A 15,992-nucleotide genomic window follows, 5' to 3' on the forward strand; every position below is an offset into this window, starting at 1 on the left:
CCGGTTACATTCCGAACCCGGAAGCTAAGCCCTCCAGCGCCGATGGTACTGCACTCGTGAGGGTGTGGGAGAGTAGGACACCGCCGGACAATCTTCCAGTTAAGGCCACCCCATATGGGGTGGCCTTAACTGCGTTCACCGGTATGCCTGCGGGCGGGAACGCGGGCGGCGGCCTGCCTGCGGCGCCCGACGCACAATCCCGCTCACGCCCGCCCAGCCGGCGATAACCCCCCAGGTCCAAACGTTGCTGGACCAGATTCGAGTCAACGAGACCAGATCCGGGTCAACGAGCTCGGACCTGGTCAGGCTCGTGCACGCCCCGGCGTGCTTGATCGCGGATAAGGGCTACGCCCACGACTCCATTGCAGCGGCACCGAGCGGTGGCGGTGCCGAGGTCGCTCACGCGCCCAAGGACAGCGCGACGCACGGCCCGGAGCGCCCAGCCGGGGAGATGCATTCGCACGATCGACACGACCTGCAGGCGGCGGCGGACGAGGCGAAGCAGGAGGCCGAACGCCCAGGCGAAGTGGCTTCGGTGAAAGAGTTCCCGAGACGTCCGGGCCCCTTATCCGTTGAGGACCGCCGGGCCGGTGGCCATGGCGGTCCTCAACGTTCGGGTCGGGCGGCGGATAGCCGCGGCTCAGGAGGGCTTCGGCCCGCAGACGTAGCGGGGCTCGGCGTCGTAGCGCCAGGTGAACTTCTCCCGCTTGACCACCTTGCCGTCCTTCTTGATGACCCGGAAGGCGTCCTGGGTGAAGCCGTTGATGCCGTTCGTCGCGATGCACGTGGGCCCAGGCTCCAGATGGATCAGCTTCGGCGTGGTGATGTTGCGGCGCGGCCCGTACTCCGTCTTCACGCTGTCGTAGATCTTGGTGCTCCAGATCGACACGGTGATCGTGCTCGACGTGTACGAGGTGTCGATGAGCACGCCGTACTCGGTGTTGTTGCGGAACTTGAAGTCCAGGTTCGGCCAGAAGATGGTCGACTCGATGACCGCCGGGTACCGGTCGAACCAGTACGAGTGCGGCTTGTGCTCGACGTCCTCCAACCCGGCGTAGTAGGTGGCGTTGAACAGCGTGGTGGTGAACTGCGAGGTGCCACCGCCCACGCCCGGCACCAGCTTGCCGTCGAGGATGACCGGCGCGTCCCGGTAGCCCTGTTTGTAGCTGCGCTCCCCGGTGTGCCCGTTCAGCGAGAACGTCTTGCCGGGAAGCACGACTGTGCCGTCCACCTTCTTCGCGATGGTGACGATGTTCTGGCTGCGCGAGGAGGCCAGGCCCCCGGTGAACTTGGTGGTGAAGGTGGACACCCGCTCCTTGATGCCCAGGCCGGCGAGCTTCTCCGCGGTCAGTTCCGGCGGCGTCGCCTTCACCTCGCCGGTCACCTCACGGCCGTCCGACTTCGGCAGCACGGCCAGCAGGTCGCGGCTCAGGGCGGCGCTGTCCAGCTGCTGGCCGTCGCGTCCGTCGCTGACCGTGGGCCGCCCTCCGGCGATGGTCATCGTCGCGTCCTTCGGCGGCACCTCGATCGCGTTCAGGCTGTCGCCGAGGGCCGTGCGCAGCCGCTTCACGTCCACCGTCGGCGTGAGCTTGCCGGCGTCGTCGGCGGTGAACCGCAGGCTCTTCGCGATGGCGGCGGGAGGTACCTTCACCGAACCCTTGTCAGTGCGCAGGGTGACCGGTGCGGCGACGGCCGGCTTCGCCAGGTCGGCGACCAGCCGGTCCAACTCCTCGGCGGTGGTCGCGGGGTGGCTCTCCACCAGCGGCACGGTGACCGGGGCGCCGGCCAGCCAACCGGCGCGCACGGCGTCGGCGGAGCGCTCCGGGTCGAACGCCAGCCCCGGCTTGGGCTGCACCACCTTCGGCGTGGTGCCCTGATAGGTGATCGCCGGCTTGGTCATCGGGCGGGCCTGGTCGCCGAGCACCTTGCGGAGCGCGCCGTCCAGCCGGTCGGCGTCGACGGTGACCACCGGATCGACGGTGCGGGAGCCGACCAACCGGCTGACCGCGTGCGCGTCGGCGTCGGCCGCCGCCGCCACGGTCGCCGCCACGTCGACGGTCAACCCGACGTCGGCGGGGTTGATCTCGGCGGTGCGCTCCCCGACGGTGACCTTCAGCGGTGCGGCGAGGGCCGCCGCACGCCGGTCCAGTTCGGCCCGCAGCTCACGGTCGGCGGCGGTGAGGCTCCGGCCGCCCAGTTCGGTGCCGAGCACGCTGGTGCCCCGGGGTACGTCCCCGGCGTACGCCCAGGCGCCGGCACCCGCACCGGCCGCGAGCACGCCTCCGGTGATGCCGGCCGCGAGCAGCATCCGCACCCGCCGGGGGCGGCGCCCACCGCCCGCCGGCTCACCGGCCGGGGTGGGGACGGGCGGTGTGACCGCCGTCGGCCCGTCGTCCGGCCAGGTGACCGCGGTGACCTGCACGGTGGGCCGGTCGTCGGCGGGTGGACGTTTTTCGCCGTACAGCGTCACTACAACCTCGATCGCCAGGTGCCACGGGAGGTCTCCCCTCCCGGAGACCACCTACGGTAACGAATGGTCGGCCGTACCTGCGGGCTGCGCCCACCCGCGTCGCCGCCGCGTGTCGCACCGGCGTGTCGCGGGAGCCGGGTCGGTGTGGGTCCTTGTCCGCCGCCGTGGCACGGTGGCGGAGTGGACGCTGAGGAGCGGGTGCTGGCGTACGGCGGCGGCTGGTTGGACCGGGCAGGGCCCCTGCGCACCGACCCCCATCGACTGGACGCGCTGCTGACCGAGCCGACCACGGTCGTGCTGCCGCTGTGGCGGGACCGCTGCCTGGTCGACGGGGACGGCCCGGTGCGGCTCACGGCGGACCGGGCGGCCCTCGTCCGGTCCGCCGCCGACGAAACCGTCTTTCTGGGGCTCGACGGGGACGTCGCCGTGTTCGCCGTGGACCTCTCCGCGCTCAGCGAGCGGTCGGCCGTCGAGATGACCGGTGCGGCACGGGCCGTCGACGTGCGGGCCCTGGTGGGGCGGCTCGACCCGTCCGGCGCGGCCGTCCAGGCGTACGCCCGGGGGTTGCTGCACTGGCACCGGCAGTCACGGTACTGCGGCGGATGCGGTTCGCCGGCCGTCGCCGGCGGTGGCGGGCACGTCCGGACCTGCGGCGGCGGGGACTGCGGGCGGCTCCTGTTCCCCCGCATCGAGCCGGCGATCATCGTGCTGGTGGAGGCGCCCGGCTCGCCGGAGCGCTGCCTGCTGGCCCGGCACGCCGGCGCTCCCGAGGGGGCGTACTCGACGTTGGCCGGCTTCGTCGAGGTCGGCGAGAGCCTGGAGGACGCGGTCCGTCGGGAGATGGCCGAGGAGGCGGGCGTGACAGTCACCGACGTGACCTACCAGGGGTCGCAGGGGTGGCCGTTCCCCGCCGGCCTGATGGTGGGCTTCCGGGCCACCGCCACGTCCGAGGAGGTACGCGTCGACGGCGTGGAGTTGCTGGAGGCACGCTGGTTCACCCGGGCTGAGTTGCGGGAGAGGGTCGCGGCCGGTCGTCCGCTCGGTCGGGTGGACTCGATCGATCACCAGTTGCTCGATCGGTGGCTGACGGCAGGCTGAGGACCATCACCAGCGCGGTCGCCGCAGCGGTGGCGAGAGCACACCACATGATTCCCTGGAACGTCCGTGGCGCGACGGCCATGGTCAGGATGGCCAGGACGCCCGCGGCCACCCAGAGCGGCGCGGAGGGCCAGCGCGCCCCCGCCGCGATCTTGGCGTTGACGGCCGCGAAGACCAGCGCGTAGAGCGCGCCGGTGGCGGCGAAGAACGGGGCGTACTCACCCAGGGACGCGTAGTCCTCGCCGCCCACCAGCCGGAACGCGAAACCGCCGGCCAGGGCCGAGGCGGCGACGAGCACGGCACCGCAGCCGGCGACGATCGCGAGCACGACGGTGCGGACCCGGTTGTCCCCCACGGCCAGTCGGGGCAGTGCCAGCACCACGATCACCTGGGGTGCCCAGAGCGCACCCTTGGTGAGCACGGTTCCGACGGCGTACGCCCCGGAGTCCGCAGGTGACAGCAGTTGGCGGGCGAAGATCAGGTCGGCGTACGACACGGCGAGCATCGCCAGCGCGGCCGTGCCGGCACTCGTCACCTGCCGGATGCGCAGGGCGGCGCTCTCCCGGCCCGAGGTGGCCCGGCGGGCCGGTCGGGCGACCCAGGCCAGCACGGGCAGCACCAGGTACGAGGTCACCATGCCGGCCACGAGGGTGTCGACGACGTCGGCGCCGAGGACGAGCGCGACGATCATGCCGCCGTACCGTCCGACCGCGACCACCCCCATCGCCCAGGCGAGGCGGAGGAAGCGCTGCTCACCCTGCAACTCGCCGAGCCACCGGGCGGCCAGGACGACCGCGACGGTGGTGGCGGCGACCAGCGCCGCGACCGTCAACGACAGCCGTAGCGCGGTCATCATCAGCGGCGCGGCCACGACGACGGCGCCACCGGCGACGGCTGTGGTGACGAGGGTGACCCGGTTGGTCGGTGCGCCCGGGTGCCGGGCCCGGTGCACGGCGATCGCCATCTGCAGGCCCACACCGGCGACGCCGGCTATCGCGACGAGGGCCAGCACCGTGGCCAGCACACTCAACTCCTCCACCGCGAGGTGCCGGGCACCGAGCATCGGGAGCAGGTAGGCCAGCCCGTTCGTCACCATCGCGGCGCCCGCCACCGCCGCGCCCGCCGCTCCCATGCGGCCCGCGCCAGGCCCAGCCGTCGTCTCTGTCATCGCGCCTCATGTCGGTTCGCCGGGGGAAACGGGTTCGTCCCGAAGCCTCGCGTCGTCGTCGCGGGCCGCTCGTCGATGTCGTCTGGCAAGCTACCGTCCGCGCTTCCCCTGTGCCTAGAGTGCTGTCCGGAGCCCCGGGCGCGATGTCGGGCCCGCGTCCCGTCCAGGTCCATGGGGGTCCGTGTGCGTCGACCGTCACCGGAGATCGGTCCGGCGCTGCTGCGGGCTGCCGTCGTACTCCGTCGGTGGTGGCCGGAGGCCGCGCTCGGATTCGGCGTGGTCATCGCGATTCTCGGCCCGGTGCTCCGTCGTGGCTACGTCCTCCGTTACGACCTGGTGTTCGTGCCGGACCCGCCGTTCGGCGCCACGGTCTGGGGCAGCGGCTCCGAGCTGCCCCGTGCGGTGCCCAGCGAACTGCTCGCGGTCGGCCTGTCCCAGCTGATCCCCGCCGACATGGCCCAGAAGGTGCTCCTCGCCGGCTGCCTCGCCCTGGCCGCGGTGGGTGCCGCCCGGTTGGCTCCCGTCGGCCACCCGATGGCGCGGATCGCGGCCGGGCTCGCGTACGTCTGGAATCCCTGGGTGTACGGCCGGCTGCACCTCGGGCAGTGGGCGGTCATCGCGGGGTACGCCGCGTTGCCCTGGGCGTACGCCTGGGTGCTGGGCGTGGTGCGGCCACCGTCCGACGGCACCGGTCCGGGTCGGCGTTCCGCCGTGGCAGGTGGGGTCACGGTGGTGCTGGGCGGCCCGGCGATGGTGTTGGCGGCCGTCCTCGCCTGCGCTCCGGCGTTGGCCCTGGCGCGGCGGTGGCGGGCGTTGGTAGCAGGTGCCGCGGCGCTGGTCGGCCTCACCGCACCGTGGTGGTTGGCGTTGATGAGCCGGGGTGGTGCCGTCGATCTCGACGAGCGGGGGGTCGCCGCCTTCGCTGTCCGCCCGGACACTCCGCTGGGCGTGCTCGGCAGCGTCGGCACGCTCGGTGGCATCTGGAGCCGCCATGCCGTACCGGTCGGCCGGGACCAGTGGCCGGTCGCCCTGCTCGCGCTGGTGCTCGCCGCGGCGGCGTTCTGGGGGTACGTGCTGATCCGTCGTCGCTGGCCGTCGACGGCGTGGTGGGGCCTGCTCGTCAGCGCGGTCCTGGGCACCGTGATCGCCGTACTGCCGGCCTGGTCGGTGGGTGCGCAGTGGATGGTCGCGCTCGTCGAGCACGTTCCGCTGGCCGGCGCGGTCCGGGACGGCACCCGGCTGCTCGCACCGCTGGCGTTGGTGCAGGCGGTGGGTCTCGGGATGCTGGTGGAGTCGCTGACGACGGCGAGGGCCCGGGCGTGGGCACCGCTGGTGGTGGCCGCTCCGGTGTTGCTGCTGCCTGGCCTGGCGTGGGGTCTCAGCGGTCAGCTCGACACGGTGCGGTACCCGGCGGAGTGGTCGGCGGTGCGCGCCGAGGTGAACCGGGATCCGGCCGGCGGCAGCCTCGTCTCACTGCCCTGGTCCTCGTTCCGGGCCTACCGGTGGGCGGGCAACGTGCCGGTGCTCGATCCGGCGTCGCGGGCGTTCCGGCGGCCGGTGATCGGCGACCAGGACGTGTTGGTCGGTCGGGACCGGATTCGGGGGGAGAGCCGTGAGGCCGATCGGGTGGCGGCAGCGCTGGCCGTGCCCGGCGACCCTGGGCCGGCCCTGCGTCGGCTCGGCGTGCGGTATGTGCTCATTCAGACCGATCAACCCGACGGTGCCCAGGCGGAGAGCCGTTTCGCGGACGCCGAGCTGGTGCGGCGAGACGGGTCGTTAACCCTGTTACGCCTGCCTGGTGCCGATTTCTCCGAGTCGGCAGGGCGTATCGGCATAGTTCCGTTGCTGGGGTATTCGGTACTCGGGGCCACCCTGTTGATCGCCCTTTTGCACCGGCCCGCACAGCAGTGACGCATGTTACTCTTCGGTACCTTTCCCCGAAGGGATCATCAATGAAGGCATCCTTCAATCCCCTCCTGACCGCGGTCGTCGCCGCGGCGGTGGGTGCTGTGCTCGGAATCCTGGCCGTCTCGATCGGGACGTCCACTATCACCAACACCAACAGCAAGCCTGCGAACGTGGAGCAGCCCATCATCGTGTACGGCGAGCGTTGACGGCCCTCCATGGAGGTCCTTCCTCCTGACGTGTCGTCAGATGTGGTCGTACTCGACGTCGTGGTGCCCGCGTTCAACGAGGCACTCCGGCTGCCCGACACCCTGATCCTGCTCCGGGCGGCGCTGGCCGACCTCGGTGTGCCCTGCCGGGTCACCGTGGTGGACAACGCCAGCACCGACGGGACCGCTGAGGTGGTGACGGGCGCACCCGCCGGTCCGGTTCCCGTTCGACTGCTCTGGTGCGGCAAACCGGGCAAGGGTTTCGCGGTGCGTACCGGCGTGCTGGCAAGCGACGCGCGCTACGTCGGCTTCTGTGACGCGGACCTGGCCACCGCGCCAGCCATTCTCGGGCGGGTGCTCAGTCTCCTGACCGAGGGGGCCGACGCGGTGGTCGGGTCGCGGGCCCACCCCGAGTCGGTTGTCCAGGAGCGGCACAGCTTGCTGCGACGGTGGGGCGCGGTGGCGTTCCGTGGCGCTGTCCGGCAGGTGGTGCGCGGCGTGAGTGAGACGCAGTGCGGGTTCAAGTTCTTCGGCAACGACGTCGCACGGCGGGCCTTCGCGCCACTTCGGTGCGGTGGGTTCGCGTTCGACGTCGAGGTGCTGGGCCGCGCCGAGCGGGCCGGTGCCCGTTTGGTGGAGGTCCCGGTGAACTGGGTGGATATGCCCGGCTCCCGCTTCTCACCGCTCCGACACGGCTGGCAGAGTTTCGTTGACGTCGCGAAGATCCAGTGGCGGCTCCGTGGCGCCGGCGTCGCCCCGGCGATGCCGATGCCGATGCCGGTCGTCACCCTTCCGGTCGCCCCGGACGTGACAAGTGGCACCGCCACCGTTGGAATGCGGCCGTGAGTGTCAGATCATCCCGGACCACCGCGGCGCCCACCACCGACGCCACGGTCGTGGGCCGCCGGGTCGCGGTGCTCAACTGGAAGGACCTCTGGCATCCGGACGCCGGGGGAGCCGAGGTCTACGCCTGGCAGGTCGCCCGCGACCTGGTGAGCGCCGGGGCGGAGGTCACCTTCGTCACCGCGCGCCCGCCGGGTCAGCGCGGCGACGAGGTCCGGGACGGCATCAGGATCGTCCGTGTCGGCGGCCGGTGGAGCATCTACCCCCGGGTGCTGGGCTGGCTGGCGCGACGACGGCGTCAGTTCGACGCGGTCGTGGACTGTCAGAACGGCATCCCGTTCTTCAGCCCGGCGGTCCTGCCGGCGGACGTGCCGGTGATCTGCGTGATCCACCACGTGCACGACCGCCAGTTCCGGCTGTACTTCGGCCCGGTCGTGGGTCGCTTCGGGGCGTGGCTGGAAGGGCCGGTCGCCCGACGGGTCTACCGCCGTGCGGTGACCCTCGCGGTCTCACCCTCGACGGCCGTGGCCATCCGGGACCGGCTGCGCTGGGCCGGTCCGGTGGTCGTGGTGCCCAACGGCGCGGACGCGACGTCGCCGCCGGCAGCCGCTGGCGTGGCCCGGGACAGCCGACCCCGTGTCGTCTGCGTCGGCCGGGTGACCCGGCACAAGCGGGTGGATCTGGTGCTCGACGCCGTCCACCAGCTCCGAGCGGATCGGCCCGACCTGCGCCTGGACATCGTCGGTGGCGGGCCGGACGTGACGACCATCCGCCGGCTGGTCGACGAGCGTGGGCTGAGCGACACGGTCACGGTCCACGGGCACCTGCCCTCCGCCGAGCGGGACGCACTGCTGGCCGCCGCCTGGTTGCACGTCTCCGGCTCGTGGGGTGAGGGCTGGGGTCTCGTGGTGGTGGAGGCCGCCGCCGCCGGGCTGCCCACTGTCGCGTTCGACGTGGACGGGCTGCGCGACGCCGTCCGACCGGGCCGCACCGGGTGGCTGGTCAGCGAGGGCGAGAACCCCGCGCAGAGTCTCGCCGCCGGTCTCGACCGCGCGTTGGACTCCCTCGCGGTGCCGGCCGAGGCGGACCGGATGGCCGCTGAGTGTCGACAGTGGAGCGATTCGTTCGGCTGGGCCGACACCGGCCGGCGGGTCCGAGCGGTCCTCGGTGATCTGCTCGAGCCACGTGCGGTGCCGTGGGCTGCGGGGAACGCGTCTCTCGTGGTCCGGACCGACCAGCCGGAGAGCCTCCTCGCCCGGCTGGCCCCACTCCTCCCGTACACCCGACATGTCGCGGTCGACGAACACGGTCTGTGGATCCTGGTGCCGGGCGCGGACCCAGCCGCGATCCGGCAGGTGCTGCTCGGGGCGGGCATCGGCGCCGAAGACATCAGCGAGCGGAACGCCAGTGGGGACGAACTGCTCACCGGAGTTCCGGTACGGCAGTGCTGACCGCCTGGTCGACCGCTCGTCGCGCCCCCGGAATACCGACCGCCACGGTGTCCCTGGCGGTGTGGCGCCTGCGTGAGCTGCTGGTCTGCCTCGCGCTGATCGGTCTCTGCATCACCCAGGAGCCCGGGCTCATCGTGCCCGACACGAAGCTGGACATGGCCCTGGACCCGGGCGGGTTCCTCGCCCGGGCCACCCACCTGTGGACCGCGGACTGGCAGTTCGGCACCCTCCAGAACCAGGCCGTCGGCTACTTCTTCCCGATGGGGCCGTTCTTCCTGCTCGGTGAGGCGGTGGGGCTGCCGGCCTGGCTCGTCCAGCGGCTCTGGATGGCGGCCCTGCTCTGTGTGGCCCTCACCGGTGTGGTGCGGCTGGCTCGCGCCCTCGACCTGGGTGGACCGGCGTCACGCCTGGTGGCCGGCGCGGTGTTCGCGCTCTCGCCCCGAGCCCTCTCCCTGGTCGGCACCGTGTCGCTGGAACTGCTGCCGTACTGCGTCGCCCCGTGGGTGCTGCTGCCCCTGGTCAAGGGAGCTGCGGGTGGCTCGCTGCGGCGGGCGGCCGCGCTCAGCGGCTTGGCGGTGGTCTGCATGGGCGGAGCGAACGGGGCCGCCGCCGCGTGCGCCGTACTCCCGGCGTTCCTCTTCGTGGTGACCCGCGCGCCGGGCTGGCGACGGATCCGCCTGCTGGCCTGGTGGACGGTGGCGATGGTCGTGGCCACCTTCTGGTGGCTGGTGCCGCTGCTGCTCCTACAGCGGTACGGGTTCCCGTTCCTGCCGTACACCGAGAGTGCGGCGGTCACGACGAGCGTGACGTCGCTCCCGTCGGCCGTGCGGGGCGCCACCCACTGGGTGGGTTACCTGGCCGTCGACGGTGTGCCCTGGTGGCGCTCGGGATGGGCGTTGGTCACGACGCTCTGGATGATCGTGCTCACCGGCCTTATCGCGTGCATCGGCCTGGCCGGACTGGCCCGTCGGGATCTGCCGGAGCGGCGGTTCCTGTTCATCGGGGCCCTGGTCGGGTTGCTGACCCTGACCGCGGGAAACCTGTCGGACGGGGGCGCCGCCTTCGCCTCGACGGTGCGCGAGGCCCTCGACGGCCCGCTCGCCGCGCTGCGCAACCTGCACAAGTTCGACGTCGTACTTCGCCTGCCGCTGGCCCTGGCCACCGCGCACATGCTGCACACCGCCGGCCGGATCGCTGTCATCCGCCGGGTCACGCGTCCCACCAACATGGCACCCCGGCGGGTCGCGTTGGGCGTCACCGCCGTCGCGCTCCTCGCGGTCACCAGCGGCGCGGGGAATGCGGGGCTCGCGGCGGGCGGCGGATTCTGGACGGTGCCCGACCACTGGCGGCAGGCGACCGGATGGCTCGACCGGAACGCCGGCCCGGGCACCACGCTGCTGGTCCCCGGTTCCAACTTCGCCGAGTACAACTGGGGGCGATCGTTGGACGAGCCGGTCCAGCCCTTGCTGGACTCGCCGTGGGCGGTGCGGTCGCTGGTGCCGGCCGGGTCGGCGGGCAACGCCCGGCTGCTCTCCGCGATCGACGATCGACTCGCCTCCGGCACCGCCTCGCCAGGGCTGGCCGACGTGCTCGGTCGACTCGGCGTGCGATACCTGCTCGTCCGCAACGACCTCCGCCAGCCTGTCGGCGGCATCGCGTGGCCGGTTCTCGTGCACCGCACGCTGGACAGCGCTCCGGGGTTGTTCCGGGTCGCCGCGTTCGGCCCGAACAGCGGGGCGACGCCGGACTTCACCGGAGCGTGGGACTACGGGCTGCACGTGCCGTATCCGGCGGTGGAGATCTACGAGGTGGACCGGCCGACCCCTCGGGCCACGCTGACCGACGCGACGCAGCCGCTCAACCTGGTCGGCGCACCGGAGACGTTGCTGGACCTCAGCGACGCCGGTGTGCTCGGCAACCGGCCGGTGATCCTCGACGGCGACGCCCCGTCGACGACCGGCGGGGGCACGGTGCTCGCCGACAGCCTGCGCAACCGGGAGATCGACTTCGGCCTCGTCCGTGGCAACACCTCGCGGACACTGACCCCCGAGGAGCGGCCCCGGCTGTCGCGCATGGAACACGACATCATCGATCCCGCGTGGACCTCGTCGGTCACCTCGTCGGGACATGCCGGGGTGACCAGCGTCGAGGCGTCCTCCAGCGCGGCCGACGTCGCGGGGCCGGCCGGGTTGCGCGACCCCTCGGCCACCCCGTTCGCGGCCATCGACGGCGACAGCGGCACCTCGTGGCTGTCGGACGGTGCGCGTAAACCCGTGGGCCAGTGGGTGGAGATCCGGTTCCAGGACAAGGTCCAAGCCGGGTCGGTGGAGTTGCAGGTGGTCGGCGACGAGGTTGTCGGCGCACCGGTCACCCGGGTCGAGGTCAGCACCGAGGGCGGCTCGTACGTGCACTCGGTGGTCGACGCCGGGTCGGCGCCGCTGCGACTGTCGCTGCCGTCGGGGCGTACCACCTGGCTTCGGGTGACGATCGACGGTGTCGCGGGTGCCGACGTGCCGGGTCGCCGCGCGGGCATCCGGGAGGTACGCGTTGCCGGGGTGAGCCCACAGCGGTACCTGCAACTGCCGGCGATGCCCGATGCCACCAGCGCGCCGGAGGTCGTCGCGCTGACCCGCAAGGCCGTGGACCGGCCGGCCTGCGCGGTCGCCGGTGTCCACTACCTGTGCTCTCCCGACCTCATCCGGCAGGGCGAGGAGACGGGACTGGTGCCCCGCCGCTTCGACCTGCCGGCGTCCACCAACTACCACCTCACCGGCCTGGCCCGCGCCACACCCGCCACCGCGCGAGCGGTGTACGACGACATGACGGGCGGCGAAACCTTCACCACGTCGAGCTCGTGGTTCGACGATCCGGTCGCCTCATCGAGGTCGCTGGGCGACGGGGACGACGGCACGGCCTGGTGGGCGGACCCGTACGACCCGCAGCCGACCGTGAAGGTGCGCTGGGCCAAGCTTCGGACGGTGAGCTGGGTGCGCCTGCGGTTCGCGGAGAGCCTGGTCGCGGCTCCGCCCAGGACGGTCCGGATCACCGGCGACGACGGCATCCGGGAGGTGACGGTCGACCTGGACGGTGTTGCCCGCTTCCCGGCCCTGCGTACCCGCGGCCTCGCCGTGGCCGTGACCTCGACGGTGCCAAGGATCAACCAGTCGACCGCGCTGTTCGAGCCGCAACCGCTGCCCGTCGGCCTCAGCGGCATGGACGTGCAGGGCGTGCCCGAAGCCAACCAGCCCCGTGGCCTCGACCGTGAGGTGACGTTGCCGTGCGGCGCGGGCCCGACGATCGTGATCAACGGGGCGCCAATGCCGACGACTGCCTCGGGCACGTTGCGGGACCTGAGGGATCTGCGGCCACTGCGGTACCGCGCGTGCCTCCCCGAAACCAAGCCGGCGGGCCGAGCCAAGGCCACCCCGAAGGCGGATGCCGACGAGGTCTCGCTGCGGGGCGGCCCGAACGAGGTCTCCGCGCCGCCGGATCGGTTCGTCGTGGACAGCGTGATTCTGACCGGTGAGCCGGCGGTGCGACCCGCTGTGGCAGCGGGCGCCGAGTCGCCCCGCCAGGCCGTTGCGGTCCTCGACTGGGACGACCAGCGTCGGTCGGTCGAGGTCGGGGCGGGTGGCGGCAGCTACCTGGTCGTCCCGGAGAACGCCAACCCCGGCTGGCGGGCAACCCTCGACGGTGTCCAGCTCGTACCGACGCGCCTGGACGGGTGGAAGCAGGCGTGGTTCGTGCCGGCCGGGGCCGCCGGCCGCGTCGACCTGGTCTTCACGCCCGGGGAGCAGTACGTCCTCATTCTGCGCGTCGGCGTGGGTCTGCTGCTGCTGTTGGTCGTCGCAGCGCTGATCCCCGCGCGTCGCCATCGGCCGTCGTACCCGGTGGTGCCGTCGACGATGCCGACGGCGCCGCTGCTCGCGGTGGGTGTGCCGGCGCTGCTCGGGGGCTGGATCGGGCTCGGCTGCGCCGCCGTGGTCCTGGCCCTGCACCGGCGACGGACGCCCAGCCCTGGCTGGATCTGGGTGCCGGCCGCCCTGGGGCTCGCGGCCTACGGGACCCAGCGGTGGTGGCTGCCGCGGGTCGGCTCGGAACGGCTGGCGGATCTACTGGTCGTGCTTCCGACCGGGCTGCTCCTCGTCGCGATCGCCGCTCTGGTGCTGCGTTTCCGCCGGGTGCGCGGGCGGTACGAGTTGCGCCGCGAGGGTCGGGTGCCCGCCGGGGACCGACGACGCGGCCTGCAGCGCTGGCACCGGCGTCGGCACCTGGACCAGGGAGCCGGGTTCGACGACCTCGGGCCCGGGGCGGTCGCGCCGCCGCTGCCCGACCCGCCGGAATCGCCGCGACGGCCGCTCGATGAGGTAGTAGCTGGCCGTCGCGACCGGGATCGTGAGGGCCAGCGTGAGCGCGAGGAGAACCCAGAAGGAGCTGTCCATCCGGGTGAATCCGAGCAGGCGGAAGCAGGCCTCGAGGGCGAGGAGGTGCCACAGGAAGATGCCGTAGGAGATCCGGCCGAGAAACAGGACCACCCGATGGCCGAGGAGCGCTCGCGGCACCCCGCCGGAGCCCGGGCCAACGAGCGGGGCGATCACGCACCAGGCGATGAGCAGGAACACCAGGTGCTCGACGATCGACTCGATCGCCTTGGCGGGTTCGACCCCGCGCGGGCCGGCGATCGGGGTGCTGGCGATCCACAGCAGCGCGCCGGCGATGAGCCACGACGTTCCCGGGGCGAACGTGAAGACGCGCAGACCGCGCGGCGTGGCGGACCACAGGTCGTCGTCGCCTCGGCCGGACCCGCTGCCGGCCAGGCCCGCGAGGAACGGGGACGAGGTCGTGCTGGCGGGCCACGAGGCGAGCACGGCCAGCATGATGCCGATGCCGAACCAGTCCAGAAAGGCGGGCAGCCAGAGCACCCCAAGTCCCGGTAGTGGCGAGTCGGGACCGTGCGCGTACGCATTCCAGGTTAGGCCGGCAAGGACGAGTATGGCGCCGAGTGCCAGTTGGCGTCGGGCTCGGCCCAGCGGAGTTCGACCGCCCATTCGGCGGCCGAGCATCGCTATCACCGGCAGTGCCAGGTAGAAAGTCGCCTCCGTAGCCAGGCTCCAGGTCTGCTCCATGCCGACCGGTAGTCGCAATGGCTCATAAATCTGTGCCAGCAGAAGGGGAATTGCCCAGTCCCAGACTGACCTGAGGTAATCGATGTTGAGCCAGACGAGTCCAACGGCAGCCATTGCCCAGTACCCGGGCAAAATGCGCAGCGCACGATGCCAGAGGTATCTCCGAACAGACGGTCCGGACTGCCCGTGAATGGTGGCGAGCGCGAATGGTCGGTAGAGGAGGAAGCCGGACAGCGCGAAGAAGATTGCCACCCCCACATCCAGCCTGGCCAGCACACCTCCGAGGCGGGCGAACGAGTTTGTGAGTCCGCTGAGGAAGGCGACATGGTGGACGACAACGCCGATCACCGCTATGGCGCGGAGTCCTTCCAAAGCGGGAAGCCAGCTATCCGAACGGCCAGTATTAGGAGCGGACAGGCCCGCCTGTCCGCTGATCGAGCCCGATTTGACAGGTCGGCTCACAGTTCCCTCAACATCCATTTTGATGTCGCAGCCGCGCGGCTGCGTTCCACCGGAGTCGGTACGCCTCGAAGGTCGCCTCGGACCATATCCGAAATCGGCCTCGTCATGTACTGTCAGCCGACTAGTCGAGTCTTTACAAGGGGAGGAGTTACATGCGATCCACGTCGGGTGCCATCTTGGTGGCGGCAGGCGCTTTCCTGATCGTCGGGGCCGTGGCGACGCCGCTGATCGTCGCGCCCGCTCTCGTCAAGGTGCCCCTTGACCAGAGTTCGGTAACGGTTTCAGAAGCCCAGAACGCGACAGTCCTTGACTTCAGCACCCTGTCGGAGCGGAGCGGCGTCAACCTGACCGCCCACCGCGCCGTGCGGGGCGACGTCGACGACGGCAACGCCGACCGGACGGTCTTCAACGTCGGTGTCCGGGTGATCGACGACGCCGGCAAGGAGATCACGGTCAGCACGGACCGGGTTGCCCTCGATCGGCGAACCGCAGAGGCGGTCGCCTGCTGTGCCGAGGACATCAACGGTGCGCCCTTCAAGCACGAGGGCCTGACCTACACCTTCCCGTTCGGCACCGAGAAGAAGACCTACCAGTACTTCGACAACACCGCTCGGAAGGCGTACCCCGCCAAGTACCTGGGCACCGAGCAGCTCCAGGGTTTGACCGTCTACAAGTTCGAGATGACGGCCGAGCCGGTCAAGATCAGCGAGATCGACGTTCCGGGCAACCTGATCGGTTCGACGGAGGCCACGGTGACCGCGGGCCGCTTCTACGCCAACACCCGTACCCTCTGGGTGGAGCCGGACAGCGGTGTGATCGTCAAGGGTCAGGAGAAGCAGCTCCAGACCCTCCGCGACGAAACCGGCGCGGACAAGATCAAGATCATCGACGCTACTCTCGTCTTCAATGAGGAGACCCAGAAGCAGCAGGCCAAGGCTGCCGAGGACGCGCGTGGTCAGATCAACCTGCTGACCACGGTGGTGCCGATCGTGCTCGGTCTCCTCGGCCTCGCTCTGGTCCTGCTCGGTCTGTTCCTCATCATCCGCGCGGGTCGCCGTGGGCCTGACGCGGCGCCGGTGCACGCCGGCGACCAGCCGACGACCGAGCTGCCCTCGCAGAGGGCCTCGGAGCCGGACGAGGACTCCCCGGCACCCGCTGGCGGGCGCCACGCTGTGGAGCGCAGCGAGCCGTAACCAACCCACCATCACACCACCGCACGCCGACCTGACCGGGCCGGCCGACCCCGAGGGTCGGCCGGCC

At 71.6% G+C, this 15,992-nt stretch carries 9 protein-coding genes, 1 rRNA gene and 1 pseudogene; 8 read left to right on the plus strand and 3 right to left on the minus strand.

The features are described from left to right. Positions 1 to 89, plus strand: a 5S ribosomal RNA gene (gene rrf, locus ABZ808_RS22165); the annotation flags it as partial. A gap of 551 nt (positions 90 to 640) precedes the next feature. On the opposite strand, the gene ABZ808_RS22170 is transcribed toward rrf, so the two are convergent. Then, a complete protein-coding gene (locus ABZ808_RS22170) occupies positions 641 to 2,470 on the minus strand; it encodes a VanW family protein (RefSeq protein WP_357009603.1) in 1,830 nt (609 codons plus the stop codon). A 180-nt stretch (positions 2,471 to 2,650) separates the two neighbouring features. Between ABZ808_RS22170 and nudC the strand changes: the two genes are divergently transcribed. Further along, positions 2,651 to 3,568, plus strand: coding sequence for an NAD(+) diphosphatase (gene nudC / locus ABZ808_RS22175; RefSeq protein ID WP_357009606.1), 918 nt, complete (start codon positions 2,651 to 2,653; stop codon positions 3,566 to 3,568). On the opposite strand, the gene ABZ808_RS22180 is transcribed toward nudC, so the two are convergent. Continuing rightward, complete coding sequence (locus ABZ808_RS22180; RefSeq protein WP_357009608.1) at positions 3,465 to 4,736, minus strand: polysaccharide biosynthesis protein; 1,272 nt, start codon at positions 4,734 to 4,736, stop codon at positions 3,465 to 3,467. The genes nudC and ABZ808_RS22180 overlap by 104 nt on opposite strands. A 171-nt stretch (positions 4,737 to 4,907) precedes the next feature. On the opposite strand from ABZ808_RS22180, the gene ABZ808_RS22185 reads away from it, so the two are divergent. From ABZ808_RS22185 to ABZ808_RS22205, 5 genes and pseudogenes are all read left to right on the plus strand, one after another. Continuing rightward, on the plus strand, positions 4,908 to 6,647 hold the full coding sequence (locus tag ABZ808_RS22185) for a hypothetical protein (RefSeq protein WP_357009610.1): 1,740 nt from the start codon (positions 4,908 to 4,910) through the stop codon (positions 6,645 to 6,647). Positions 6,648 to 6,688: 41 nt separating this feature from the next. Beyond that, on the plus strand, positions 6,689 to 6,850 hold the full coding sequence (locus ABZ808_RS22190) for a hypothetical protein (protein WP_357009612.1): 162 nt from the start codon (positions 6,689 to 6,691) through the stop codon (positions 6,848 to 6,850). 30 nt (positions 6,851 to 6,880) lie between these two features. Beyond that, positions 6,881 to 7,696 carry a glycosyltransferase gene (locus tag ABZ808_RS22195; protein ID WP_357009614.1) on the plus strand — a complete coding sequence of 272 codons (816 nt, stop codon included), beginning with the start codon at positions 6,881 to 6,883 and terminating at the stop codon, positions 7,694 to 7,696. Beyond that, complete coding sequence (locus ABZ808_RS22200) at positions 7,693 to 9,144, plus strand: glycosyltransferase family 4 protein (RefSeq protein WP_357009617.1); 1,452 nt, start codon at positions 7,693 to 7,695, stop codon at positions 9,142 to 9,144. The genes ABZ808_RS22195 and ABZ808_RS22200 overlap by 4 nt, the downstream gene beginning before the upstream one ends. 59 nt (positions 9,145 to 9,203) lie before the next feature. After that, positions 9,204 to 11,201 (plus strand): annotated as a pseudogene (locus ABZ808_RS22205) (alpha-(1->3)-arabinofuranosyltransferase family protein); the annotation flags it as partial. Positions 11,202 to 13,256: 2,055 nt separating this feature from the next. Here the strand turns inward: ABZ808_RS22205 and ABZ808_RS22210 are convergent. Next, positions 13,257 to 14,750: an acyltransferase gene (locus ABZ808_RS22210; RefSeq protein ID WP_357010698.1), complete on the minus strand. Its 1,494-nt coding sequence runs from the start codon at positions 14,748 to 14,750 to the stop codon at positions 13,257 to 13,259. 134 nt (positions 14,751 to 14,884) lie between these two features. Here ABZ808_RS22210 and ABZ808_RS22215 point away from each other — a divergent pair, with 134 nt between their 5' ends. Beyond that, positions 14,885 to 15,925, plus strand: a complete 1,041-nt coding sequence (locus tag ABZ808_RS22215) for a DUF3068 domain-containing protein (RefSeq protein WP_357009619.1) — start codon at positions 14,885 to 14,887, stop codon at positions 15,923 to 15,925. Positions 15,926 to 15,992 lie beyond the last annotated feature (67 nt).

This window comes from Micromonospora sp. NPDC047527 (genome assembly GCF_040643015.1).
Lineage (GTDB): Bacteria > Actinomycetota > Actinomycetes > Mycobacteriales > Micromonosporaceae > Micromonospora.

What these genes read in the sequence shown, in the direction of transcription:
- ABZ808_RS22185 (WP_357009610.1), top strand. Translation starts at nt 4,908, where the DNA reads ATGGGGGTCCGTGTGCGTCGACCGTCACCGGAGATCGGTCCGGCGCTG.
- ABZ808_RS22190 (WP_357009612.1), top strand. Translation starts at nt 6,689, where the DNA reads ATGAAGGCATCCTTCAATCCCCTCCTGACCGCGGTCGTCGCCGCGGCG.
- ABZ808_RS22180 (WP_357009608.1), bottom strand. Translation starts at nt 4,736, where the DNA reads ATGACAGAGACGACGGCTGGGCCTGGCGCGGGCCGCATGGGAGCGGCG.
- ABZ808_RS22210 (WP_357010698.1), bottom strand. Translation starts at nt 14,750, where the DNA reads ATGGATGTTGAGGGAACTGTGAGCCGACCTGTCAAATCGGGCTCGATC.
- ABZ808_RS22215 (WP_357009619.1), top strand. Translation starts at nt 14,885, where the DNA reads ATGCGATCCACGTCGGGTGCCATCTTGGTGGCGGCAGGCGCTTTCCTG.